The organism is Parahoeflea halophila, from assembly GCF_900220985.1.
Classification (GTDB): Bacteria; Pseudomonadota; Alphaproteobacteria; order Rhizobiales; family Rhizobiaceae; genus Hoeflea; species Hoeflea halophila.
Map to the genome: position 1 here is coordinate 317,071 of NZ_OCPC01000002.1, position 25,045 is coordinate 342,115.

The 25,045-nt window shown below is 61.0% G+C and carries 20 protein-coding genes; 8 read left to right on the forward strand and 12 right to left on the reverse strand.

Annotation, left to right across the window (positions count from 1 at the left end; all coding sequences use genetic code 11):
• The first annotated feature begins 31 nt into the window (after window positions 1-31).
• The 3 genes from CRO46_RS08945 to CRO46_RS08955 all read left to right on the forward strand — a co-directional run bounded on the left by CRO46_RS08945 (window position 32) and on the right by CRO46_RS08955 (window position 3,146).
• Window positions 32-874, forward strand: coding sequence for a PhzF family phenazine biosynthesis protein (locus tag CRO46_RS08945; protein WP_097107076.1), 843 nt, complete (start codon window positions 32-34; stop codon window positions 872-874).
• Window positions 875-1,155: 281 nt separating this feature from the next.
• Complete coding sequence (locus tag CRO46_RS08950; RefSeq protein WP_097107078.1) at window positions 1,156-2,187, forward strand: aspartate-semialdehyde dehydrogenase; 1,032 nt, start codon at window positions 1,156-1,158, stop codon at window positions 2,185-2,187.
• Window positions 2,188-2,327: 140 nt separating this feature from the next.
• Window positions 2,328-3,146, forward strand: a complete 819-nt coding sequence (locus CRO46_RS08955; RefSeq protein WP_097107080.1) for a lytic murein transglycosylase — start codon at window positions 2,328-2,330, stop codon at window positions 3,144-3,146.
• A gap of 121 nt (window positions 3,147-3,267) precedes the next feature.
• On the opposite strand, the gene CRO46_RS08960 is transcribed toward CRO46_RS08955, so the two are convergent.
• The 6 genes from CRO46_RS08960 to CRO46_RS08985 all read right to left on the reverse strand — a co-directional run bounded on the left by CRO46_RS08960 (window position 3,268) and on the right by CRO46_RS08985 (window position 7,064).
• Complete coding sequence (locus tag CRO46_RS08960; RefSeq protein ID WP_097107082.1) at window positions 3,268-3,690, reverse strand: hypothetical protein; 423 nt, start codon at window positions 3,688-3,690, stop codon at window positions 3,268-3,270.
• A 67-nt stretch (window positions 3,691-3,757) separates the two neighbouring features.
• Complete coding sequence (locus CRO46_RS08965) at window positions 3,758-4,408, reverse strand: carbonic anhydrase (RefSeq protein ID WP_179759001.1); 651 nt, start codon at window positions 4,406-4,408, stop codon at window positions 3,758-3,760.
• 139 nt (window positions 4,409-4,547) lie between these two features.
• On the reverse strand, window positions 4,548-5,294 hold the full coding sequence (locus CRO46_RS08970) for a DUF429 domain-containing protein (protein WP_097107085.1): 747 nt from the start codon (window positions 5,292-5,294) through the stop codon (window positions 4,548-4,550).
• Window positions 5,291-6,184, reverse strand: coding sequence for a pyridoxal kinase PdxY (gene pdxY, locus CRO46_RS08975; RefSeq protein WP_097107086.1), 894 nt, complete (start codon window positions 6,182-6,184; stop codon window positions 5,291-5,293). Before pdxY ends, CRO46_RS08970 begins: the two co-directional genes overlap by 4 nt.
• Window positions 6,181-6,423, reverse strand: coding sequence for a hypothetical protein (locus CRO46_RS08980; protein WP_097107088.1), 243 nt, complete (start codon window positions 6,421-6,423; stop codon window positions 6,181-6,183). The genes pdxY and CRO46_RS08980 overlap by 4 nt, the downstream gene beginning before the upstream one ends.
• Before the next feature lie 65 nt (window positions 6,424-6,488).
• Window positions 6,489-7,064 carry a peroxidase-related enzyme gene (locus CRO46_RS08985; RefSeq protein ID WP_097107672.1) on the reverse strand — a complete coding sequence of 192 codons (576 nt, stop codon included), beginning with the start codon at window positions 7,062-7,064 and terminating at the stop codon, window positions 6,489-6,491.
• A gap of 99 nt (window positions 7,065-7,163) precedes the next feature.
• On the opposite strand from CRO46_RS08985, the gene CRO46_RS08990 reads away from it, so the two are divergent.
• Together CRO46_RS08990 and CRO46_RS08995 are read left to right on the forward strand one after the other, a co-directional pair.
• The gene (locus CRO46_RS08990) at window positions 7,164-11,954 is read left to right on the forward strand and encodes an NAD-glutamate dehydrogenase (protein WP_097107091.1); all 4,791 of its coding nucleotides are present in this window, start codon (window positions 7,164-7,166) and stop codon (window positions 11,952-11,954) included.
• A 29-nt stretch (window positions 11,955-11,983) separates the two neighbouring features.
• On the forward strand, window positions 11,984-13,387 hold the full coding sequence (locus CRO46_RS08995; RefSeq protein ID WP_097107093.1) for an MFS transporter: 1,404 nt from the start codon (window positions 11,984-11,986) through the stop codon (window positions 13,385-13,387).
• A gap of 223 nt (window positions 13,388-13,610) precedes the next feature.
• Here the strand turns inward: CRO46_RS08995 and purH are convergent, their stop codons facing one another.
• From purH to htpX, 4 genes are all read right to left on the reverse strand, one after another.
• Entirely contained in the window at window positions 13,611-15,224 is a 1,614-nt protein-coding gene (gene purH / locus CRO46_RS09000) for a bifunctional phosphoribosylaminoimidazolecarboxamide formyltransferase/IMP cyclohydrolase (RefSeq protein WP_097107094.1), read from the reverse strand.
• Between the two features lie 154 nt (window positions 15,225-15,378).
• The gene (locus CRO46_RS09005; protein WP_097107096.1) at window positions 15,379-17,082 is read right to left on the reverse strand and encodes a heparinase II/III family protein; all 1,704 of its coding nucleotides are present in this window, start codon (window positions 17,080-17,082) and stop codon (window positions 15,379-15,381) included.
• Between the two features lie 164 nt (window positions 17,083-17,246).
• Window positions 17,247-18,674 carry an RsmB/NOP family class I SAM-dependent RNA methyltransferase gene (locus CRO46_RS09010; RefSeq protein WP_097107098.1) on the reverse strand — a complete coding sequence of 476 codons (1,428 nt, stop codon included), beginning with the start codon at window positions 18,672-18,674 and terminating at the stop codon, window positions 17,247-17,249.
• Window positions 18,629-19,576, reverse strand: coding sequence for a zinc metalloprotease HtpX (gene htpX, locus CRO46_RS09015; protein ID WP_097107674.1), 948 nt, complete (start codon window positions 19,574-19,576; stop codon window positions 18,629-18,631). The genes CRO46_RS09010 and htpX overlap by 46 nt, the downstream gene beginning before the upstream one ends.
• A gap of 209 nt (window positions 19,577-19,785) precedes the next feature.
• Between htpX and CRO46_RS09020 the strand changes: the two genes are divergently transcribed.
• Window positions 19,786-19,995 (forward strand): DUF1674 domain-containing protein, encoded by a 210-nt coding sequence (locus tag CRO46_RS09020; RefSeq protein WP_244577851.1) that lies wholly within the window; start codon window positions 19,786-19,788, stop codon window positions 19,993-19,995.
• 172 nt (window positions 19,996-20,167) lie between these two features.
• On the forward strand, window positions 20,168-20,530 hold the full coding sequence (locus CRO46_RS09025; protein ID WP_244577832.1) for a thermonuclease family protein: 363 nt from the start codon (window positions 20,168-20,170) through the stop codon (window positions 20,528-20,530).
• A 740-nt stretch (window positions 20,531-21,270) separates the two neighbouring features.
• On the opposite strand, the gene acs is transcribed toward CRO46_RS09025, so the two are convergent.
• Complete coding sequence (gene acs / locus CRO46_RS09030) at window positions 21,271-23,223, reverse strand: acetate--CoA ligase (RefSeq protein WP_097107103.1); 1,953 nt, start codon at window positions 23,221-23,223, stop codon at window positions 21,271-21,273.
• A 238-nt stretch (window positions 23,224-23,461) separates the two neighbouring features.
• Here acs and CRO46_RS09035 point away from each other — a divergent pair, with 238 nt between their 5' ends.
• Window positions 23,462-24,154, forward strand: coding sequence for a DUF1013 domain-containing protein (locus tag CRO46_RS09035; protein WP_097107105.1), 693 nt, complete (start codon window positions 23,462-23,464; stop codon window positions 24,152-24,154).
• Window positions 24,155-24,249: 95 nt separating this feature from the next.
• Here the strand turns inward: CRO46_RS09035 and CRO46_RS09040 are convergent, their stop codons facing one another.
• Entirely contained in the window at window positions 24,250-25,035 is a 786-nt protein-coding gene (locus tag CRO46_RS09040; protein ID WP_097107107.1) for an SDR family NAD(P)-dependent oxidoreductase, read from the reverse strand.
• Window positions 25,036-25,045 lie beyond the last annotated feature (10 nt).

Consider the following 25,045-nt stretch of genomic DNA (forward strand, 5'->3'; position numbering starts at 1 on the left):
TCCGCTCCACTGGATCAGAAAGGACACCATCATGACCGTTCAACGCATTTCAGCCTTCTCGGATTCCGGACAGGGCGGAAACCCGGCAGGCATCGTCATTTCAGACGCGTTTCCGGCAGACGCCGAGATGCGCCGGATCGCGGCCGAAGTGGGCTATTCCGAAACCGCCTTTGCCACGCCCGATGGCGCGCCCGGCCAGTGGCGGGTGCGCTACTTCTCGCCGGAATCGGAAGTCCCGTTCTGCGGCCATGCCACCATCGCGCTCGGTGCGGCACTGGCTGCCGGTTCAGGGGATGGCCGCTACAGGCTCAGGCTCAACGATGCCGAAATCACCGTCGAGGCGGTAACCGAGGGGGCCGGATACCGGGCCGCCCTGCAATCGCCTCCCACCCGCAGCAAACCCGCAGACCCCCAATTGATCGAAGCCGCACTGCGCCTCTTCGGCTACAGCAAGGACCAGCTTGACCCGGCGCTGCCTCCGGCCGAGATCCATGGCGGTGCCGACCACCTGGTGCTCGCCCTCAAGGACCGCGCCGATCTCGCCGCCATGACCTACGACCTCGCTGCCGGCCGCGCGCTGATGCGCGAATTCGGCCTGGTCACCATCATGCTGGTTCATGTGCGCAGCGAGACCGAGTTCGACGTGCGTAACGCCTTTGCTTCCGGCGGCGTTCTCGAGGACCCCGCAACCGGCGCTGCCGCAGCAGCCTTTGCCGGCTATCTGCGTGATCATCGCTGGCCCCACCGGAACCGGATCCTAATCACCCAGGGCGAAGATATGGGCGCCAGATCCTCCATTACCGCGGAATTCGATGATCAGCCGGGCGGCTCGATTCGTGTTTCCGGCGCCACCCGCCAGATCGCCCACCCCTGATTCCGTTCAGGGCGAGGCAACCGGGTTTCCGTCACATCAGCAGCCGCGGAACATCTCGGCAATGGTCCGCTGCAGGTTCATGGCGCGCAGCTTCACTTCCGCGAAAAACTCGCGCGCGCCATGGAATTGACATTTCACCGCACTTGCATCAAAACACGGCCACCATGCGCACCACGATCAAAACCAAAACCACGATCTGACCCGTTCCGCCCCCTCACTCTCCCCGGGGCGGGAAGAGTGGCGCTTGACTGCTAACAAGGGGAGAGAGGAGCACGGGAACCATGGGTTTCAAAATCGCAATCGCCGGGGCGACAGGCAATGTCGGCCGCGAAATGCTCAACATCCTTGCCGAGCGCGCCTTTCCTGTCAGCGAAGTCGTTGCCCTTGCCTCGAGCCGTTCCGTCGGCACCGAGGTCTCCTTCGGCGACACTACGCTGAAGGTCAAGAACCTCGAGACCTATGATTTTTCCGATACCGATCTCTGCCTGATGTCGGCCGGCGGCAGCATCAGCAAGAAATGGTCGCCGAAGATCGGCGCCCAGGGCTGTGTCGTCATCGACAATTCCTCGGCCTGGCGCTACGACGCCGATGTGCCGCTGATCGTCCCGGAAGTGAACCCGGATGCGATCTCCGGCTACACCGCCCGCAACATCATCGCCAATCCGAACTGCTCGACCGCGCAGCTGGTGGTGGCGCTGAAGCCCTTGCATGACCACGCCAGGATCAGGCGCCTTGTGGTTTCGACCTACCAGTCGGTCTCGGGCGCCGGCAAGGACGGCATGGACGAGCTGTTCAACCAGACCCGTGCGGTCTTTGTCGCCGACCCCATCACCAGCCAGAAGTTCACCAAGCGGATCGCCTTCAACGTCATCCCGCACATCGATGAGTTCATGGAAGACGGCTACACCAAGGAAGAATGGAAGGTGCTCGCAGAAACCAAGAAAATGCTCGATCCGAAGATCAAGGTCACCTGCACTGCCGTGCGCGTACCGGTCTTCATCGGTCACTCGGAATCGGTCAACATCGAGTTCGAAAACGAGATCAGCGCCGAGGAGGCCCGCGAGATCCTGCGTGATGCTCCGGGCTGCCAGGTCATCGACAAGCACGAGGACGGCGGTTACATCACGCCCTACGAAAGCGCCGGCGAAGACGCGACCTACATTTCGCGCATCCGCGAGGATGCAACTGTCGAGAACGGCCTGAACATGTGGGTGGTCTCCGACAATCTGCGCAAAGGCGCGGCGCTCAACACCATCCAGATTGCCGAACTGCTGGTCAACCGCCGCCTGATCAAGCCGCGCGCCGAAGCGTAAGTGCTTGAAAGCCTGAAAACAGCAAACCCCGTCATCGCAGCCCGGTGGCGGGGTTTTCCTGTTACGGCATTTCGTGACTTTTAACCGAATCGCTGGCACAGTTCGCGCAGATCGTTTTCACGAAGGTTAGGGTGGCAGGCATGGATAGCAGATTCAAGAAATTCAAGATTCTCGGCGCCGCAGCGCTTCTTTCCGCAGCTCTTGGCGGACACGCGGTGGCAGCCACATGTGGCAACAACGCGAGTGGGTTCAACACCTGGGTCGGCCAGTTCAAGCAGGAAGCGGCAAGAGCAGGGATCTCACAAAAAACCCTCGACCGGGCATTCAAGAATGTCCGCTATGCCACCAAGACCATCTCGGCGGACCGGAATCAGAAAAGTTTCAAGCTGTCCTTTGACCAGTTCATGCGCAAGCGCGGCGCTTCGACGATCATTTCCAAGGGGAAGCGTCTGAAGGCGCAAAATGCCGGCCTTTTTGCTGCACTCGAAAAGAAATACGGCGTCCCGCCCGGGCCGTTGATTGCGATCTGGGGCATGGAAACCGGCTTCGGCTCGTTCATGGGAAACCAGCACACGGTCTCCGCGGTAGCAACGCTGGCCTATGATTGCCGGCGCTCTGCCTTTTTCACCGAACAGCTCTATGCGCTGATGCAACTGATCCAGAAAGGCTGGCTGTCGCCCGATTTCAAGGGTGCGGCCCATGGTGAAATCGGCCAGACCCAGTTTTTGCCGGCCAACGTTGCCCGCTTCGGGGTCAATGGCGACGGAAGCGGTGGCGTCAATCTCGCCAGCAAGGCTGACGCACTGGCCTCGACCGCAAACTTCCTGCGCGGCCATGGCTGGCGCCGCGGCGGCGGCTACCAGCCGGGCGAAGTCAACTTCCGCGCCATTCAGGGATGGAATGCGGCTGGCGTCTACCAGAAGGCAATCGCAAAGATCGGCGCCGAGATCGACGGCTAGGTCCTGTGGACATCAGCACAGCGCGTTCCGAAAACAGCTTCCGAACGCGCTGTGTATCAGAGCTTTTTTCCCAGCCGGATGCGCAAAGCCCGCAGCAAATCAGTGAAATGAGTGAGCGACGTCAAAAACTCTCGCAGCTGTCGCCGACGGTCGTTTGCACGCTGCTGACGATCTTGGAGTCCCGGAAGCGGAAAACCTCCCGGATCATCAGCTCGTTGTCCGGAAACTGGTAACACACCAGCACCGAAGCTTCGTTGGGGCCCGCTTCCGCGCCGTCGTCGAGTTGCCAGGCGAGATTGGCGTTCTTGACCACATCTTCCCATTCATCCAGTGACTCGATGAACTCGGCCTTGGTCTGGGTCACGCCCAGATCTTCGAGATTGATGACTACATCCTCGGCAAGCAGATCGGCGATCGCCAGCCGGTTGACGTCGAAGAGCGCTGTATACCAGCGGTCAAGCAGTGTGGTCTGAGCCAGAACCGGAGAGGCAGGCAGAAGAGCTGCAACAACCAGCAGCATTCTCAGACGGCGGACGGCATTCATCTCCGGCTCCCAAACTAGTCCCGCGCAGAAAAGCTTGGGTCATGGAACCGGACAGACATGCCGGATGTCAAGCTTCCGCGGTTTCGGGCCTGAAAAAATCGCCTGTCTTGCTGTCCATCACCCACAACTCGCCGCTTGAGATGTCAAACCATGCTCCATGGATCCGCAGCTTGCCCTGTTCCTCGAGAATCTTGACGCAAGGAAATGTGCGCAGGTTGGCCATCGAGTTGCGGATCGATATCCGCTCCAGGGCAATCTGCCGCTCGCCGCCTGTCATGAGCTGGCTGTCCTGGATTTGCTGGGCGGCGGGCTTGAGCAGCTTGACCCAGTTGCCGATGAAATCACCGGGAGAAAGTGGCGTCGCATCCGGATCAAGCGCGGCCTTGATGCCGCCGCAGCGGCCGTGTCCCATGACCAGGATTTCCCGGATCTTCAGGGCCTGCACCGCAAATTCCAGCGCCGCGGACGTCGCATGCAGGTTGTCATCGGGCTCGTAAGGCGGCACCAGATTGGCGACATTGCGCACAACGAACAACTCCCCGGGGCCGCAATCGAAAATTGTCTCGGGCGCGGCACGCGAATCGCAACAGGAGATCACCAGCGTGTGTGGTTCCTGCCCGGTCTCGGCGAGTTGACGATAGCGGTCACGCTCATCTGCATAGCGGCCGCTCATGAATGTCTGGTAGCCTTCGAGGAGGCGGCTTGGAAAATTCGACATGGCCTTGCACATAACCGGGCGGGAAAAGAAGATCAATCAGCCTTTTGCCCGATCCGTCTATGAACCGGCCCGGCTTGGATGTGGCGCAGAGCAGCTGCCGGACACGCATGTGAACCTTCAGATCAACAAATGGGCCGGGTCAGCCATGAATGGCGATCCGTATCCCGTAACGGTCGCGCTCCGGATCGGCAGGAAATGTCTTGGTCAGGCCTTTTGCATGGCGCCCGGCCATGACCAGGTTGACACTTGCATCCACCAGATCGTCCATCGCCGCCCCTCGCGGCGGACCTTTGTCGAACAGGACGGGGTCTATCCCGTGCAACGCCAGCAAACCGATCCGCTCGGCCATACCGTCGCGATTGAGTACCCCGCGCTTTTTCTTGGGTGAAGCCATAGGGACCATGTTGCTGAGCCGGCAAAACGAAAATTCGGGATGACATTCGATGATCCGCCCGCGCAGAGTCATGTCGGTCTGCAGCAGCCGGTCGATTTCGAGGATCTTTGGAAACAGAAAAAATGCCTGCTTCGACACCTTCCTGGGCGGATCGGAGTGGAGCTGCGCCAGTTCGCAGGCCTCGAGATAGGTTTCAGCCTCCACGGCCGCACGCGCCGGGATCGAAAACACGCTGGACCGGCGCGCGCCGAGATATGGCCGGATTGCCTGTTCCGGCCCGCGCCCGGAACCGGTAATCCTGTCCGGCAAACCGATCGGCATGTCCACCGCGATCATGGCGTCCGCACCGAACTCGGCCACGAGATCGGCAAAATGTTTGAAAATCCCGGTTTCGGGCCGCATTTCCCCTTGCCGCACGGCCACCGCGATCCAGCCGGCGCGGCACCCGTCGACGCCGACCAGAACCGGGCCGGGTGCGGCGGGTTTCCTCACGGTTTCTTGCGATTTGTCGTCGACATCACCCGGCGCATGTTGACCATTGCCATCGGTGTCCTGAGGCTTTGCGCGTCGGTTTCTAGCGTCAGCTCGTCGGCCCCGCGCCGTGCTGTCCGGGCGAGAATCTCAAACACGGTGCCGGTCGCCATCTGCAGCGCCTTTTCCTCCGTCAGGCCTTCCAGCAGCCGGGCGAGAAAGGTAGCCGACATCAGATCGCCAAGACCGTTCGGCGCATTCGGGATCAACCGGTGCTCCGCCATCAGCGACAGGTTGCCGCTCACCAGCAGATTTCCGGTGCTGCCGGCCATCATCGCCAACGCCGAGGTCACCAGAACCCGCGCCGGGCCCAGCGTCTCCGCCGCCGCTGTCATCGCCGCAGACTCGGTGATCGGTGCCCCCGAAAGCCAGGCCAGCTCGTGTACATTCGGCGTGGCGATGTCGGCGATCGGGATCAGGTCACGCGCAATCGCCGATGCCACGGTCTCGGGCACGTAAAGCCCACCGGTGTCGCCGATCACCGGATCGCACATGTAAAGCGCATCCGGATTGGACTTGCGCACCGCGGCCACCAGCCGCGCCACATCACCCGCCTGCCCGGCATCACCCAAATAGCCGCTGAGCACGGCACCCACTTCGCCAAGCCAGGGCGCACCGCACAGATCGTCAATCAGCGCCGCAAAATCCTCCCGCGGCGGCACGATCCGGGTCGCCCGGGAGTGGCCCGGATGCCAGGGCAGCATGACCGTCGGCACCGCCCAGACCGGAAAGCCCAGTGTCTCCAGCGCAAACACGGCCGCCCTGTTGCCGACCGATCCGCGCACCACATGGCTCGAAATCACAATCACCGACATGCGGATATCGGAATTGCGCTGATGCTCTGCTGTCATCCCGACACCTGCCTGACCATCCACAGTACCAGTCCGGCAAAGGCCACGACCGCCAGCCCTCGGGCAATCCGAGTTCCCCAGACCTCGACCCTGTCGTTCCTGTCTGCATCCTTGGCGGTAAAGTGGTCGCGGATGCTGTTGGCCGCCGATTTCATCACCGGGGATGCCGACAAGCCGCCTTCTTCGCTGATCCGGTCAAGCGTTCGTTTGGCCTCGCGGACTCTGTCATCGTCTTTCATCACAATTGCTCCCGGTCAGGTAGATTGCCGGTTTATGAACCGGCGTGATGGCAAATACGCCCCGATCAGCGGGCCAGCCCGTGATACTCGGGATTTGGTTGCATGTCTGTGGCCGACGCCATTCGGTTGGTCATGTTGAAGAAGGCCGCAACTGCCGAGATATCCCAGATGTCGCGGTCCGAAAAACCGGCATCTCGCAGCTTCTGCCTGTCAGCCTCTACAATCCGTGCCGGATCCTCCGTTACCAGAACGGCAAAATCAAGCATGGCGCGCTGTTTCGGCGCGAGATCGGCGACCCGGTAATTCATCACCATCTGCTCGCCAAGCACCGGATCACCGGACATCTGGCGTACCGCGGCACCGTGCGCCGTCAGGCAGTAGAAGCATTTGTTGACCGACGAGACCGCCACCGCGATGAGTTCCCGGTCAAGTTTGCTCAGGTTGGAACCGGCCAGCATCAGGTCATTGTAAAACGCGACAAAGGCCTCGAGTTTCTCGTTGTTGAAGGCATAGGCCTTCAACACATTCGGCACCATGCCGAGCTTGTCCTCACACTTGGCGAAATAAGCAGTCATGGAATCACTCAACGGCGTTTCCTGCTCCAGTTTCAGCGCAGTGACAGCTTCTTCCGCGTTTTTCATCATTAATCCTCCAATCTTGGCTTTGATGGCGAAATCGGGTCGCTTTGATACACACTTCTGCTAGGATTCGGCCAAAGATCAAGCCTCGGAGGATATGGCATGGGGGTCAAAAACACGCGCAAGACGGAAGCGCTTCTTGCTGAGACAGCGGCCATTGCCGCCAAGGGCAAGAAACCGCACATCAATCCCGACGTGCTTTTCTCCAGTGTCAGCATGGACGATCTTGAGCTCTTTCCGGCCAAAAACCTCGCTTCTGCCGCCGTATTGGCCGAATCCGAGGTCCGCGCATGGAACGGAAAATCTTCCCGTATGAGCCTTGTCGATGTCGACCAGGCAACCACCGACCGCCGCGACATTTCGATCCTGGCGATCACCACGCTCAACAAGCCGTTCCTCTATGATTCGATCATGGGCGAGGTCACATCCGACGTCCGCGACATTCTAATGGCGCTGCATCCGATTCTGGTGCTCGACGGCAAGAAGCCGGCAACCCTTTTTTCCCAGGGCGACGGCAGTGAACCCTCGCAGCGTGTTAGCCATATCCAGATCCACATGCCGCGGCTCAGCGAGATCGCCGCCAAGGATCTGACCGCAAGGGTCCGCCATGTGCTCGATCAGGTCCAGGCCGCTGTCAGCGACTGGAAATCGATGCTGGCGATGATCGATCACAGCGCCGCCGATCTGGTCGCGCTGGACGTCGACAAGGCGACCGAACCGGCGCGTCAGGAAGCGCTGGCCTTCATCTCCTGGTTGCGCGACAACAATTTCACTTTCCTCGGAATGCGCGAATATGTCTACACCGATGACGGCAACTCTGCCGAGTTGAGCCGCTCGACGGGCGAAGGCCTCGGAATTCTCTCAGACCCCGATGTACTGGTGTTGCGGCTCGGCAAGGACCAGGTCACTACAACACCGGAGATCCTCGATTTTCTGCGGGGACCGGATTTCCTGATCGTCACCAAGGCCAATGTCCGCTCGGTGATCCACCGCCGCACCTATATGGACTATATCGGAATCAAGCGCTTCAACTCCAAGGGCAAGGTGGTCGGCGAACTGCGCATCGTCGGACTGTTCACCTCCACCGCCTACACCCGCTCGGTCACCAAGATCCCGTTGTTGCGCTCGAAGGTGCAATCGGTGGTCTCCGAATTCGGCTTCGATCCGGAAAGCCATTCCGGAAAGCTGCTGCTCAACACGCTCGAATCCTATCCACGAGATGACCTGTTTCAGATCGATGCCGATCTTCTTGCCCGGTTCTGCATGCAGATCAACGAGTTGTCGGACCGCCCGCGTGTTCGGGTTCTGCCCCGCATCGACCGCTTCGACCGCTTCGTCTCGCTGATCGTCTATGTTCCGCGTGACCAGTATGATTCGATCGCCCGCGAGCGCATCGGCGACTATTTCAAGACCGTCTACAATGGTCGTGTGTCGGCTTACTACCCGGCCTTTCCCGAGGGTGGCGTCGCCCGGGTGCATTTCATCATCGGCCGATCAGAAGGCAAGACACCGCAAATCCCGCAGGAGCAGCTCGAACGCGATGTCCGCTCCATCGTCACCCGCTGGGAGGACCAGTTCCGCGTGCTTGGCGGCGGCGAGACCCAGCGCGTCAGCGTCAGCCAGTCCTACAAGGAACGCTTCCGCCCGGAAGAGGCCCTGGCCGATCTCAACTCCATCATCGCCTGCAAGGAAACCGGTGCAATCCAGATCGCGTTCTATCGCAGCGACAACAGTTCCGATGAACACCTGGCGTTGAAGATTTTCCATGCCGGTGAGCCCGTGGCGCTGTCGCGCCGTGTGCCGCTGCTGGAAAATCTCGGTTTCAAGGTGATCAGCGAGCAGACTCACGAGATATTCCTCGACGGTCAGGAAGGGGCCACCAATACCGTCGTGCTGCATGACATGGAGATCGTCCACGAGGACAAGCGCAGCGTAGATCTCGACACCGACGGGGCTCGGCTTGAAGAGGCGTTCCTGTCGGTCTGGTGCGGCGAAACCGACAATGACGGCTATAACCGGCTGGTGACAAATGCCGGCCTGAAGATCAGGGAAGCCACGGTTCTGCGCGCCTATGCGCGCTATTTGCGCCAGGCAGGCATTCCCTACTCCCAGGAATACATTGCCCACAGCCTTAACCGCTATTCGGGCATTGCCGCCAAACTGTTTGAATTGTTCCGGATCCGGTTTGATATCGGTACCAAGCCGGCCGAGCGTGCGGAGCGAAGCGAAGGCCTGGTCCAAGCTATCGAAGCCGCGCTGGCTGAAGTTCCGAGCCTCGATGATGACCGCATCCTCCGGCGCTACGTCAATGCGATCGAATCCTCGCTCAGGACAAACTATTTCCAGACCGGGGCTGACGGCGCGCCACGGCCTGCCCTTGCCTTCAAGCTCGACCCGAAGAAGCTCGAAGGCCTGCCGGAACCGCGCCCGTACCGCGAGATTTTCGTCTATGGCTCGGAAGTCGAAGGCGTTCATCTGCGCTTCGGCCCTGTCGCCCGCGGCGGCCTTCGCTGGTCCGACCGGGCGCAGGATTACCGCACCGAAGTGCTCGGACTGGTCAAGGCGCAGCAGGTCAAGAATGCCGTGATCGTGCCGGTCGGCGCCAAGGGCGGCTTCTATCCCAAGAAACTGCCGCTCGACGGCGGCCGCGATGCCGTATTCGAAGCCGGCCGTGACGCCTACAAGCTGTTCATCCGCACCCTGCTCTCGGTGACCGACAACATTGTCGGCGACGCCATCGTCCCGCCCGATAACACGGTGCGCCACGACGCCGACGACCCCTATTTCGTCGTCGCCGCCGACAAGGGCACCGCCACCTTCTCCGACACCGCAAATGCGCTCAGCCAGGAACAGGATTTCTGGCTCGACGATGCTTTTGCCTCGGGCGGTTCGGCCGGCTACGACCACAAGAAGATGGGCATTACTGCCCGTGGCGCCTGGGAAGCGGTTAAACGCCATTTCCGCGAGATGGACATCGACATCCAGACCACCCCGTTCACGGCCGCCGGGGTCGGCGACATGTCCGGTGACGTGTTCGGCAACGGCATGCTGCTGTCGACCCAGATCAGGCTGCTTGCAGCCTTCGACCACCGCGACATCTTCATTGATCCCGATCCCGACTGCGCCACCGGCTTTGCTGAAAGAAGCCGGCTGTTCGAAATGGGGCGCTCGAGCTGGCAGGACTATGACACTTCCAAGCTGTCGAAAGGCGGCATGATCATCCCGCGCTCGCGGAAATCCGTCGAACTCACACCGGAAGCCGCGGCCGTGATCGGGCTTCAGCCCGGCAAGGCCACGCCGCAGGACATCATGACAGCGATCCTGTCGATGGAGACCGATCTGCTGTGGTTCGGCGGCATCGGCACCTACATCAAGGATGCCGGCGAAAGCGATGCCGATGTCGGCGATCGCGCCAATGATGCGATCCGCATCACTGCGCGCCAGGTGCGCGCCAAGGTGATCGGCGAAGGCGCCAATCTCGGCGTCACCCAGAAAGGCCGGATTGCCTATGCCTTGAATGGTGGCCGCTGCAATTCCGACGCGATCGACAACTCTGCAGGGGTCAATTCCTCCGACGTCGAGGTCAACATCAAGATCGCGCTGGCCAACGCCATGCGTGAGAACAGGCTCACCCGTTCCAAGCGCAACACCCTGCTTGCGGCCATGACCGACGAGGTCGCGGAACTGGTGCTTCGCAACAACTACCTGCAGACGCTCGCCATCTCGATTGCCGAAGCCGAGGGCATTTCCGGCGTCGGCGAGCTCAACCGGGTGATGAGCAACCTTGAAGCCCGCGGCCTGCTCAACCGCAAGGTCGAGAACCTGCCCGATGATCTCGCTGTCGCCGAGCGTGTGGCCGGTGGCCACGCATTGGCGCGGCCGGAGATTGGTGTGCTGTTGTCCTATGCGAAGCTGGTGCTGTTTGACGAGATCGTTGCCAGCTCCCTGCCGGACGATCCCTATTTCGACGCCACGTTGCGGTCCTATTTTCCCAAGCAGATGCAGAAGCAGCATTCGGGGGATATCGCCAGCCACAGGCTGAGACGCGAGATCATCTCGACACTGCTTGGCAACGACGCCATCAACCGCGGGGGACCTGCCTTTGTCATAGGTCTGAGCGACAAGTCGGGCGCCACGGCTGCCGATATCGTCAAGGCTTTCGTTCTTGCCCGTGACGGCCTCTCCCTCAACCAGCTTTATGCCCAGGTGGATGATCTCGACACGAAAGTGTCGGGCACGGTCCAGAACCAGATCTATGCCCGCATTGGCAACACCTTGAAGGACGTTACCGGCTGGGCGCTCAAGACTGGCGCAGCGCAGGGCGACCTGACTGCAGCCGTCAAGTCGATGCAGCAAAGCCTGGGCAAGCTCGGCGGCAAGCTCGGCGCCGCCATGCCCGATTTCATGCGTCAGGAAGCCGAGGAAGCCCGCGACGCATTGCTGGCACAACAGGTTCCAGCCGAACTTGCCAATCAGGTCGCGGGCCTTACCGGCCTCACGCTGGCACCCGACATCTGCCATGTCGCAGCCCATGCGAAGACAGATCTGGGCCGGGCGACCACGACATTCTTTGCCGTCACCGATGCCTTCCGCCTGGGCCGCATCGTCGCGGCCGTCGACCGGATCCCGGTTACGGACCATTTCGAGGGGCTTGCCCTGGCCCGCAGTCTTGACGAGATCTCGGAGGCCCGGCGGATTATCGCCGGCACCGTGCTCGACAGCGATCGCAAGGGTTCGGACCCGGCCGAAGAATGGCTCAAGGCCAACAAGGATCGCATATCGCATGTGCGCGGCCAGATCCTGACGCTGACCGACAGCGGCGAGTTGTCCGTGGCGAAGCTCACGGTGGCTGCCGGCATGCTGAGCGACCTGGCCCGCTCCCTGCGCGCGTGACAGCTGCCGAAGCCTGAAGGATCAAAGCCATGACCGATGTAACCGGATTGCCGTCGGCCCCTGTGATCAAGCGCCGCGGCGTCGCCGGATGGATGCTGTTTGACTGGGCAGCACAGCCTTTCTTCACGGTGGTTACCACCTTCATCTTCGGCCCCTACTTCATTTCGCGCATGGCCAGTGACCCGGCTACCGGTCAGGCGGCCTGGGGTTACGGCATTGCTGCCGGCGGGCTGCTGATCGCGCTGTTTTCGCCGGTGCTTGGCTCGATTGCCGACCAGACAGGGCCGCGCAAGCCCTGGATTGCCTTCTTCGCCATCATCAAGATCCTGGCGCTGTGCACATTATGGTTCGCGGCACCGGGGTCGAACATTGTCGCCGTGGTCGTTGCCTTTACCATCGCCTCCGTCGCCGCCGAGTTCTCCATTGTCTTCAATGATTCGATGCTTTTGCGGCTGGTGCCGAAATCCCAGATTGGCCGGGTGTCGAATCTGGCCTGGGGGCTTGGCTATCTCGGCGGCATGATCGTGCTGATCTTCATCATCGGCTTTCTCGCCGCATCGCCCGAAACCGGCAAGACGCTTCTCGGTCTCGACCCGCTGTTCGGCCTCGATCCGCTTGAAGGGGAAGACGCCCGCGCATCCGGTCCGATCTCCGCCCTCTGGTATGCAGTCTTCATCCTGCCGATGTTCCTGTTTACCCCCGATGCCGGCGGGCGCCGGGCGCTCAGGGGCGCCGTCATCGAGGGGATCACGGAGCTCAAATCGACGCTCGGCGAAGTGCGCCGGCGTTCGGGCATTTTACGGTTTTTGATCGCCCGCATGATCTATCAGGACGGCGTCAACGCGCTGTTGGCGCTGGGCGGCGGCTTTGCGGCGGCGATGTTCAGCTGGTCGATCACCGAAATCGGCGTCTATGGAATCATGCTCAATGTCGTGGCCATCTTTTCCTGTCTTTATGCCAGCCGTCTCGACACCAGGCTCGGCTCCAAGGTCGTGGTCATGATTTGTATCGTGATGCTGTTGATCGCAACGCTCGGCATCGTGTCCACAGGACCCGGGTTCAGCCTCTTCGGTGTACTCGCCTTTGCAGCTCCGGACAGCGGCGGCTTGTTCGGCACCCCCGCCGAAAAGGCCTATATCCTGTTCGGCCTCCTGATCGGCATCGCCTTTGGTCCGGTGCAGGCCTCGTCCCGCGCCTACATGGCCCGTAGCGTTAGCGAAGACGAGGCCGGCCGTTATTTCGGTATCTACGCTCTGGCCGGCCGCGTGACCAGCTTTACCGCTCCCTTCCTCGTCGCCACGGTGACGGCACTCTCGGGATCACCGCGGCTCGGGATGGCGACCATTACCATCTTCTTCGCCCTCGGGCTGCTCATTCTCTGGACCACGCCCTATCCGGCGGATCAGCCCGGCCGCGCAGAACCCAAATCTTGATGTGACGAAGCAAGAAACCCAGCCATACCTCGGGTTTGGCTGCCATACTTGAAGTACGGAATTGCTTTCAGTAGCAAATCAGATGGTGCCACTTGTATGGCGCAGGAAGAAGACGCCACCGGACAGACGGTGCGCCGACAGCCCGAACGCCAATACAAGCGGACAGATCAACCCGGCAAGAAATCTCCCGCGCCTGCGGCGGCGCCTCTTGCCGGATCCTCCATCAGTGCCGGAAGTGCCGCATGCCGGTAAACACCATCGCCACGCCCGCTTCGTCGGCAGCGTCGATGACGTCCTGATCCCGCATCGATCCGCCGGGCTGGACAACCGCGGTGGCGCCCGCTTCGATCGCCGAAAGAAGACCGTCGGCAAAGGGGAAAAACGCGTCGGATGCAACGACGCTGCCGCGGGTCAGCGGCGCATCTAGCCCCAGGGCTTCCGCTGCATCGATGGCCTTTCGCGCAGCGATTCTGGCGGAATCGACACGGCTCATCTGGCCCGCGCCAATACCGACAGTGGCGCCGTTCTTCGCGTAGACGATGGCGTTGGATTTGACATGCTTGGCCACCCGGAAGGCAAAGCCCAGATCGGCGAGCTCACGCGCATCCGGCGCCCGTTTGGTGACCACCTTGAAGTCTTCCGGCAGCACGATGCCGTTGTCACGCCCCTGTACCAGCAACCCGCCAGCCACGGTCTTGACCGTCAGGCCCGGCTGGCTCGGATCGGCCAGGCCGCCGGTGACCATCAGGCGCAGGTTCTTCTTGGCCGCAAGGATCGCCCTGGCTTCGTCACTGGCATCGGGCGCGACGATCACCTCGGTGAACAGCTTGACGATCTCCGTCGCGGTCTCCGCGTCGAGCGTCCGGTTGAACGCGATGATTCCGCCGAATGCAGACGTCTGGTCGCACTCCAGAGCCCGGCGATAGGCCGCCGTCAGGCTGTCGCTGACGGCAACGCCGCAGGGATTGGCATGCTTGATGATGGCGCAGGCAGCACGGTCCCGGTCGAACTCGCTGACCAGTTCGAACGCCGCATCGGTGTCGTTGATGTTGTTGTAGGACAGCTGCTTGCCCTGAAGCAGGGTCGCGGTGGCCACACCGGGGCGCTTTTCTCCGGTTGAATAGAAGGCGGCCGCCTGGTGCGGGTTCTCGCCATAGCGCATGACATCGAGCAATTGCCCGCCAAAGGCGCGGTGCCGCGGTGCTTCGAGCGAAAGCTCCCTGGCAAACCATCCCGAGACCGCGGCGTCATAGGCCGCGGTGCGCGCAAAGGCCAGCGCCGCAAGCTCACGCCGCAACCCCAGGGGCACGGCTCCCCCGTGGCTGCGCAATGCCTCGAGCACACGGTCGTAATCTTCAGGGTCGGTGATCGCGGTGACATAGGCATGATTCTTGGCCGACGCCCGGATCATGGCAGGCCCGCCGATATCGATGTTTTCCACGATTGTCGCCGCATCTGCACCGACGGCCACGGTCTCTTCGAACGGATAGAGATTGACCACCGCCAGGTCGATCCCGGCAATCGAATGCTCCTTCATCGCCGCGACATGCTCTTCATCGGCCCGGATCGAGAGCAGTCCACCATGCACGCCCGGGTGCAGCGTCTTGACGCGGCCATCCATGATTTCGGGAAAACCTGTCAGGTCCGATACATCCTGAACCTTGAGCCCGGCCGCCTCGAGTGCCGCCCGAGTTCCGCCGGTCGAGACCAGTTCGACACCGAGCTCTGACAGGCCGCGTGCAAATTCCACCAGCCCGGATTTGTCGGAGACCGACAGCAGGGCGCGGCGAACCTGCACCATGTCCGGCACGGGATGGTTCTTGGATACTACAGCCATATCTAAACCCCTCGTAAACAGCCGCCCAGCCCCGGCGGCGAGGATGCGTTAACACAGGCGGAAAGCTGATAAAACACGCAAAAGGCCATATCTGTGGAGCATTGACATATCCGGCGTCATTTACGGCCGGACCATCCCGTCCGCCTCCGGCTGCTCAGGCGCGTGGAAGATTGGTCCGGACCAGCTTCCAGTCGACCTGGGACTGTTCACCGACCACAAACTCCAGCGTGATCTGCTTGCTCGCCCGTGCCCCGGCCAGGTCGGCAAAGTGAACGTCTTCCTCTATCTTTGGCATCAGGTCACGCGCGATAAAAGCCCAGGACTCCCCGTCGCCCGCGGTCAGATGCACCACCCCGGTCTCGTCCTGCGAAATCGAGATGGTCGGGTGGATGTGAAACCGGGCCACCGCGGTCGTCCGGTTGTCAGCTTGCGGTGTGCTTTCATCCGGCCTGAGGATCTCGTCCCGTCCCTGCAGCTCGTGTCCCGTTGACAGCAACCTGATCTTGCGCCGGTGCAGCAGCTTGAGACTGCCGGAATAGCCGTCATGAGTCGCGGCAAAGCCCTGGTGCTTGCCCTCCTCGTCCAGCGATTCCACGACCACCCGGCGCACCCCGCCCGTGACGATGGGTCCAAGAAACGGTGAGTGCGAGAAGCTCAAGGAAGAGCGGTCGCTAAGTGTCACCGTGCTGTGGGCGGCCGTCATCCGGGCGAAATCGGCATAGGGCGAAGGAGAAACCACGGGCGCGCCCGCATTGACCACGAAACAGTTGCCGCCTGACGACAGCTCGAAAGACAGACACCCCGCATGGGCCTGGCACGAGAGCACTCCGCGCGGCGGCGCCCCCGTATCTGCAACCACGACGCAATTGCCGGCCGACAATCTCTGGTAATGCGAATGCGGCATCTCGCGAAACGCGACCCCGGAGGTTTCATCATATCGCAACACACCCAGAAGCCGGTCCGCGGACACAGCCGACGCGCCGTTAAACAGCACCAGTTCGCCACTGGAGTGGCGAAAGAAGCGCAGAGCCGAGAACATCCGGTCCATTCCCGCTGCAATGTTGCGCGGCGGTTTCTGTCCGAGATTGATATAGGTCTGCTTCAACGGCAGAAGGTTGGTCAGAAGGTTGATCAACACAGCTGGATTGCGCGAGACATGGCCACCGTCGGGCAGGATCTGCGTATCGATCTCGTTGTCGAGGTTCCGCGACGCCGCCCGTATCGCGCCAGCGCTTGAGGGCAAGCACAGGCTGGCCATCGCCAGCGCAATCCGGGCCTTGAACCGGGTCTCGTCACCCGGCATGGCCCTGGCCACATGCTTGAGATAGCGGGTTTGCAAGGCGATACTTTTGAGAAAGCGGCGGTAGAATCCGTGATCGGCGCCGCGCAACACGATCGGCGAATGCGAGAACCAGGCGATCAAACGGTTGGCCAGCACATCAGGTTCGTAGGAAGGTCCGCCCAGCTCACGGCCCTCGACCGAAATCCAGTCGTCGACAAGTGCGCGGGCATTGGCAAAAGCGAGGTCGTGATCGGCAGCGCGCATGTGCCTGAGCCAGCCGAAGCCGTGCAGGCTGCGATTGAAGGACTGGTTCGAGACCTCGATCTGGAAGGGGCTTCCGCCGCCCGTGTCGACCATGCTTCCCCCCATGGCGAAGCGGCCGGAATAGATTTCTTCGGCAATGTGGGGGTCGGCAATGCGCAGGTCGATCGGTGCGACCACGAGCCGGTCGGGTGTCCCCCCGGCAAAGCGCAGCGCGCTGATGCGGCCCAAAGCCATGCGCCGCGCAAACCGCCGCCAGATCTCTGTCCCGTACAGTTGCGCCGAACGTTGCGAATCAAGAATTGAAAAAGCCAATCGGGATATCCTGAAAACGGGTCCCGGCCCTCCACCGGACGAAAATCGTAGCACAGTGGCTTGATTGTTCAACAGACACTAATGTTTATTCAAGCGCAGCGATTGTGTCGTGGCGGGGCAGTTGTCAACGCTTTCATCCCCGATTCGGGCAATGACGAAGTGTTCTACTGTCTCGCCAGCAGAACGGCGTAAAATCCGTCGAGCCCGGCGAGCCGCGGGTCCTCATCTGCCAGCATGGCCGGGTGGGTCCGGATTTCCCCCTTCGCGGTTATCGCGTTTTCGAGCCCTGGCCAGCGTGAGCCATCCATCGGTCTGATCGTCCAGGCCGGATGGTCGGACAAAAATCCGGCCACCATCTCCTCTCCCTCTTCAGGATCGAGCGAACAGTTGGAAAACACCAGCTCTCCGCCCGGACGCACCAGCCCTGCCGCATGGTCGAGAAGATCGCGCTGCACCCGGGCCAGCCGCATGATGTCGTCCGGCCCCTTGGTGTAAGGAATGTCTGGATGCCGGCGCACCGTCCCCGTCGAGGAACAGGGTGCATCGAGCAGCACTCCGTCAAAGCCTTCCGGCGCAATCAGGTCCTGGGCCCGCGTCAGCTGCGTGGAAACATCAAGCCCGAGACGCGCGAGATTGCCACGCAGCCGCTCCAGCCGTGTGGCGGACTGGTCGCAGGCTGTCACCCGCGCACCGGCAAGCGCCAGCTGTGCGGTCTTGCCGCCCGGGGCTGCGCACAGATCGGCAATCTCCAGCCCTTCGAGCCGGGAAAACATCTGCGCCGGAAGGCTGGCTGCCGCGTCCTGAACCCACCAGGCACCCGCATCGAAACCCGGAAGGCCTGAAACCGGCCCGTCCGGCCGGGCAATGCGCACCGAACCCGTCGGCAACACCACCCCTCCAAGCTTTTCAGCCCAGCCGCCTGGATCGTCCTTGACCGTGACATCAATGGCCGGCGGTTGCGACAGCATTGAAAGAATGGCTTCAGCCTCTGACTTGTAGGCCGCGCGCAGCCGGCTTTCAAACCAGTCGGGGAAATCCGGCGTGATTGCGGCGATCTCCGGCAGAAGCATCTCCTTTTCCCGCGTCATCCGGCGCAGAAGCGCATTGACCAGCCCGGCAAATCGGCGGTTGCGCGGATCGGAATCGGCCTGGGTCACCGCGAGATCCACCGCCGCGCGGTCGGGAACATCGAGATAGAGGATCTGAGCGGCACCCACCCGCAGCACCTGCCGCAGGGCCTTTGCACCCTCGGGCAACGGGTTGTCGACCAGCCGGTCGATGAAGGCATCGATCACCTGCAGATGCCTCAGCGCCGACAACAGGATCGCCCGCACCAGCAGCCGGTCCTGCTCACCGAGCCCGGTGAAAGCCGGGTTGCCGCCTGCCGGATCAAGCAGGCCATCCAGTGAAGCACGGCTTTCGGTTACCGCAGAAAGCAGCCTCGCTGCTGCCTGACGCGCAGCGAGACCCGGCTTCAGATCGGCCGGATCCCGCCTTGAATATGATTTCTGAGATTTCCTGCGCTGCCTGTTCGGCCGCGTTCCGGTCAAGACCAGGGCCCCTTGCGCGGGGGCGTTGCGTCCCGGCCCCATGGTCCCGATTGCGGCACGGATGTCCTGGCCGGACGTGCCGGGCGCGGCGAGGGCTCCGCCATCTCGGCCGCCATCGCTTCCAGTGCCGCAATGCGGTTTTCCGTGGCCGGGTGGGTCGAGAACAGGCTGTCCATGCGTTGACCGTTCAGAGGATTGATAATGAACATATGCGCCGTCGCCGGATTGCGTTCGGCGTCCTCATTGATCACACGACCGGCCCCCATGGCAATCTTTCTCAGCGCCGAAGCCAGCCAAAGCGGATTGCCGCAGATTTCAGCGCCGCGCCGGTCAGCGGAATATTCACGGGTCCTGCTGATCATCATCTGCACCAGCATGGCCGCGAACGGTGCGACAATCATCGCCACCAGCACCCCGATGAAGCCGAACGGGTTGTTGTTGTCGCGGTTGCCGCCAAAGAACAGCGCGAAATTGCCCAGCATGGAAATTGCGCCCGCAAGTGTCGCGGTTATGGTCATGATCAGCGTGTCGCGGTTCTGCACATGCGCCAGCTCGTGCGCCATCACGGCCGCCACTTCCTCGTCGGTCAGAGCCTCGAGAAGGCCGACAGACGCCGCCACCGCGGCATTTTCGGGGTTGCGTCCGGTGGCGAATGCATTGGGCTGCTGATTGTGGATCACATAGACCTTCGGCATCGGCAGGCCGGCGTTTTGTGCCAGATCGGCAACGATGCGGTAATATTCGGGAGCAGATTGCGCATCGACTTCGACAGCATTGTGCATGCGCAACACCATCTTGTCGGAATTCCAGTAAGAGAACAGGTTCATCGCTGCTGCAATCACCAGCGCGATCATCATGCCTCCGGTCCCGCCGATCATGTAGCCGACACCCATGAACAGGGCTGTCATCAGGGCAATCAGCATGGCTGTGCGAACAAGATTCATGTGCATCATCCTTTCCGGCGACCAGGCTCCGTTTGCCGCGATTTGCGTGGAGGTTTGGACTTTCTCGCTTGTGACGCTAGATATGGGTTGTTTCAAGATGATCTTCAATGTGAAGACCGGGCTGGCAGACACGATCCATGAGCAAAGACGCACCCTCCGAAAGCAAACCCACCGACCTAGCGGATGCACCTTCCGGTAAGGATCGCGAGCTGACTGGGAAAGCTCCAGACGAGAAGCTGCAGTCTGCCAAAACGCCGCTCAGTCCCGCTGCCCAACGGGCGCTGGCTGAAGCCGAGGCCCGACGCAAGGCGCGCTATGCCGAGACCCAGTCTGCCGAACGCGAACTCGGCGGTCGCGGCGGCGCAGATCCGGCACGTTTCGGAGACTGGGAAATCAACGGCCGCGCCATCGATTTCTGAACCGCACACTTGATGCGCATACGAATAGAGAATATATTCCTATGTCATGCACACTGATTCTCCCGTTCCGGCGCTCTTGCCGCCTTATATGCTAGTGTTGCTTGGTCTGTTGACTTTTGCGGCGGCTCCTGCGGCGGCCGCGGACACAGAATGGCGCAACGTGGCCGGACCGGTGAAAGCAAAGATCATCCGGATCATCGACGGAGACACGCTCGAGGTTGACGCCCATCCCTGGCCCGGGCACGCGGTGCGCGTTTCAGTCCGTCTTCGCGGCATCGACACCCCGGAACGCCGCTCCCGCTGCGCGGCCCAGCGCGTTGCCGCACAAATGGCACGCAATCAGCTTGAACGGCTGGTGTCGGGATTTCAGTCCGTGGAACTGGTCAATGTCGCAGGCGGAAAATATTTCGGCCGCGTGCTTGCTGACATGAAGGCCGGGTCTCGTGACATTGCTTCGGCCATGCTCGAAAGCGGCCACGCCTCGCCTTACCGGGGCGGCAAGCGCCACAAACCGAAATGCGCGGTGAAGCTCTAAGGTCCGGATTTTCAGTCAGCCAGACATCAAAAAGGCCACCCGCGAGGGTGGCCTTCGTGAATTCCAGCGCCGGTTGGACGCCTGCCCGCTCACATCAAGGAAGGATCGGGACTTGCCAGTATTCCCGGCGCTTCAGAGGCTGCTCCGAAGTCCGGCAATCCGTATCGCACGAACCGGCTTTTGGGAATCACTCGACATCAGATCACCTCCTTTTCATTTGTTAACGACACCTACAATGTGGGACAGGATCGGACGCTTGCCAAGTCAGGAAAGCAAATTTCTTTCTGGGTCCGATCCTGGTTGAAACCACCACATGTCACGGCGCACCAAAGCACGGGCCCGCCAAATGCAGTCGTTCTGGCGATTTTTGGCTCGGATTCTCTCTCACAAGATACACCAATAGAGTTTAGGTTGTTCGAAAATGCATTATGTGTGTGTGTTTCGTGATGCCCTATTCGCCTGCTCCACCGATACGGGATATCGCGGTCTTGAAGTCAGCGGCTTTCAGGGACGTTGCGAGTCCTGCCGGATATTGCCGGTTATGCAGATAGGTGCGGAGACATTCTTCATGATCCCGGCAACCATGTTAAGATCTGGCTGTTGCAAACCGGAGAGCAGAACATGGATCCCGGGGTTTTCGCTGATCTGTTCGAGGAAATCACCACCAGCCAGGGTCATTCAGATTGAAAAGGGCCCACCTGTTGAAAACAGGTGGGCCCGTGAACTGCAATGGCCGAGGATCAGCCCTTCTTGTTCTGGCGGTTGCTGATCAGGTCATCGACCACCCCTGGGTCAGCCAGTGTCGAGGTATCGCCCAGCGCGCTGAACTCATCCTCTGCGATCTTGCGCAGAATTCGGCGCATGATCTTGCCCGAGCGGGTTTTCGGCAGGCCCGGCGAGAACTGGATCTTGTCCGGCGAGGCGATCGGGCCGATTTCGTTGCGCACATGCGCGACCAGTGCCTTGCGCAGCGCGTCGTCTCCTTTCTGGCCTTCCATCAGCGTCACGTAGCAATAGATGCCCTGGCCCTTGACATCATGCGGGTAGCCGACGACCGCCGCCTCGGACACAGCGTCATGGGATACCAGCGCGCTTTCGACTTCCGCAGTGCCCATGCGGTGGCCCGAGACGTTGATCACGTCATCGACACGGCCGGTAATCCAGTAATATCCATCCTCGTCACGACGGCAGCCGTCACCGGTGAAATATTTACCCTTGTAGGTCGAAAAATAGGTCTGGATGAAACGTTCATGGTCGCCATAGACCGTGCGCATCTGCCCCGGCCAGGAATCGATGATGCAGAGATTGCCCTCCGCGGTGCCTTCGAGCACATTGCCGTCGCCATCGACCAGCTGGGGCTGCACACCAAAGAACGGCCGCGTCGCCGAACCCGGTTTCAGCCTTGTGGCGCCGGGCAGCGGCGTGATCAGGATGCCACCTGTTTCGGTCTGCCACCAGGTATCGACGATGGGGCATTTCTGCTCGCCGACGACATTGTAGTACCATTCCCAGGCTTCCGGATTGATCGGCTCGCCAACCGAACCCAGCGTCCGCAATGAATTCCGCGAGGATTTCCTGACGTGATGGTCGCCCGCGCCCATCAACGCCCGGATCGCCGTCGGCGCAGTGTAGAAGATGTTGACCTTGTGCTTGTCGACCACATCCCAGAACCGGCTCGGCGAGGGGTAGTTCGGCACGCCCTCGAACATCAACGTGGTCGCTCCATTGGCTAGCGGTCCGTAGACGATATAGGAATGCCCGGTCACCCAGCCGACATCGGCGGTGCACCAGTAGATATCGCCCTCGTGGTAATCGAACACATATTCATGCGTCATCGAGGCATAGACCAGGTACCCGCCGGTGGTGTGCAGCACGCCCTTTGGCTTGCCGGTAGAACCGGAGGTGTAGAGGATGAACAGCGGGTCTTCCGCATTCATCTCTTCAGGCTTGCACTCCGGTTCCGCCGCCGCCGTCGCTTCGTGGTACCAGATGTCCCGTTCGGCAAACCATTCCACCTTGCCCGCGGTACGCTGAACCACCAGCACGTTCTTGACGCTCACACCGTTCCGCTCGGCAATTTTGATCGCCAGATCGGTGTTGTGCTTGAGCGGGATCTTCTTGCCGCCCCGCAGACCCTCGTCGGCAGTGATCACGAAGGTTGATTCGCAGTCGGTGATTCGGCCCGCCAGCGCATCGGGTGAAAACCCGCCAAACACGATCGAGTGCACTGCACCGATACGGGTGCAGGCCAGCATCGCATAAGCGGCTTCCGGGATCATCGGCATGTAGATGGTGACCCGGTCACCTTTCTTCACCCCGTTCGCCTTCATCACATTGGCAAGCCGGCAAACTTGCTCGTAGAGCTCGCGGTAGGTGATCTTCTTGTCGTCATAGGGATTGTCGCCCTCCCATAGGATCGCAACCTGATCGCCGCGCTTCTCCAGGTGCCGGTCAATGCAATTGTAGGACACATTGGTCAGGCCGTCTTCGAACCACTTGATTGCTACATCACCGGTAAAACTGGTATTCTTGACCTTTGTGTAGGGCTTGAACCAGTGGATCCGCTTGCCATGCTCGCCCCAGAATTTTTCCGGATCCCTGATGCTCTCCTGGTACCAATTCTGATAGGTTTCATCATCTATCAGCGCTCTCGATTTGGCATCATTCAGGATTTCATGGGTTTTCTGCGACATTGGGGCCTCCTCACTAAAATGCGCCCGTCATCGTTTCAGGCGCAACCCGGCTTTCATGGCGACCATTATTGCAAGGCCAAGGCATTGCCGCAATTAGACAATGGGCCGGTTCACGAAACCATTCTGCAACAATTGCATTTGGCCGGGCTTGCAGTTATAAGGACGCCGATTTCCCGGAAAATAGTGGTAACATCCACGGCCCGCGCCCCCGGAGCGGACGGACAGGAGAATTGTATTCATGGCACAGCAGCTTCTCATGCCGAAGGCAACCGCCGTTTGGCTCGTCGACAACACCGCATTGAGCTTCGATCAGATCGCCCAGTTCTGCAAACTTCATCCGCTTGAAGTCAAGGCCATCGCCGACGGCGAAGCTTCGCAGGGCATCAAGGGTCTGGATCCGATCGGGACAGGCCAACTTTCACGCGAAGACATCGCCGCCGCGGAAGCCAATCCGGAACTCAAGCTGAAGCTTCTCGAACCAAAGGTTCGCGTGCCCGAGACCAAGCGCAAGGGACCGCGCTATACGCCCGTTTCCAAGCGTCAGGACCGGCCCAACGCCATCCTCTGGCTGGTGCGCAACCACCCTGAACTCAAAGACGCCCAGATCTCGCGTCTGGTCGGCACCACCAAGTCAACCATTGAACAGATCCGCGGCCGCACCCACTGGAACGCCGCCAACCTGACGCCGATGGACCCTGTTACGCTGGGCCTATGCACCCAGATCGATCTCGACCTCGAAGTCGAACGCGCTTCCAAGAACCGCGGCGCCGTGGCCGGCTCCGGTGACGACAGCGTACTGGTGTCCGCCAGCGAGACCGAATCGGCAACGCCGGTCGAGGACGATGGCGAGAAGGAAATCGATGCAGATGCAGTCTTTGCAAAACTGACCTCGATGAAGCGCACCGAGCCGGAAGAAGACGACGAAGGCTGAATCCGCACCGCGATCCTGAATGCAAAAGGCCCGGCAATGCCGGGCCTTTCTGTATCGCGGAATAATAGCGGCCTGACGGCCGGGTTCCCCGCAACCTATTCCTTGACGGGAACCGTGTAGTTGAGTGGCAGGCGGCCACCATCGGCGTAGATCGTCTGGCCGGTGATATAGCTAGCATCGCCTGACAGCAGAAAAGCCGTGACGGCCGCGATTTCCGAAGGCTCGCCGATCCGCCCCAGCGGAGTGCGCGACAGGATCCGGTTCTTTGCTTCCGGATTGTCGGCCACAGCTGACAGAAGATCGGTCATGATCGAACCAGGCCCGACAGCATTGACGCGGATGCCATGCGTTGCCAGCGACAGTGCCATCACCTTGGTGAGCTGGCTCACCCCGCCCTTGGACACCGAATAGGGAACCTGGTTTGCGATCGCGAACGTGTCGTTGACCGAAGACATGTTGACGATCGAGCCGGGCTCTTCGCCCTTTTCAATCTGCTCGACCATATGGCGCGCGACCGCCTGCCCGCACAGCAGGGTGCCCTTGAGATTGACACCCATGACGCGGTCGAAATCGGCTTCCTCCAGCTCGAGAAAATCAGCCGCATGGACGATTCCGGCATTGTTGACCAGGGCGTTGATCGAACCAAAGGCATCGATCGTCTTGGCCACCAGATTGTGAACATCCAACCGTTCTGACACATCGGTGGCCGTAAACCGCACCTCGCCGTCACTGGAGACCGTTTCCAGCGCGGCGTTGCCGGCTGCCTCGTCATTGTCGGCGATCATCACCTTGGCGCCCTCGGACACCAGGCGGCGCACGATTGCCAGTCCGATACCCTTGGCACCGCCGGTGACAATTGCTGTTCTTCCATCCAGTCTCATGGTCGTTTTC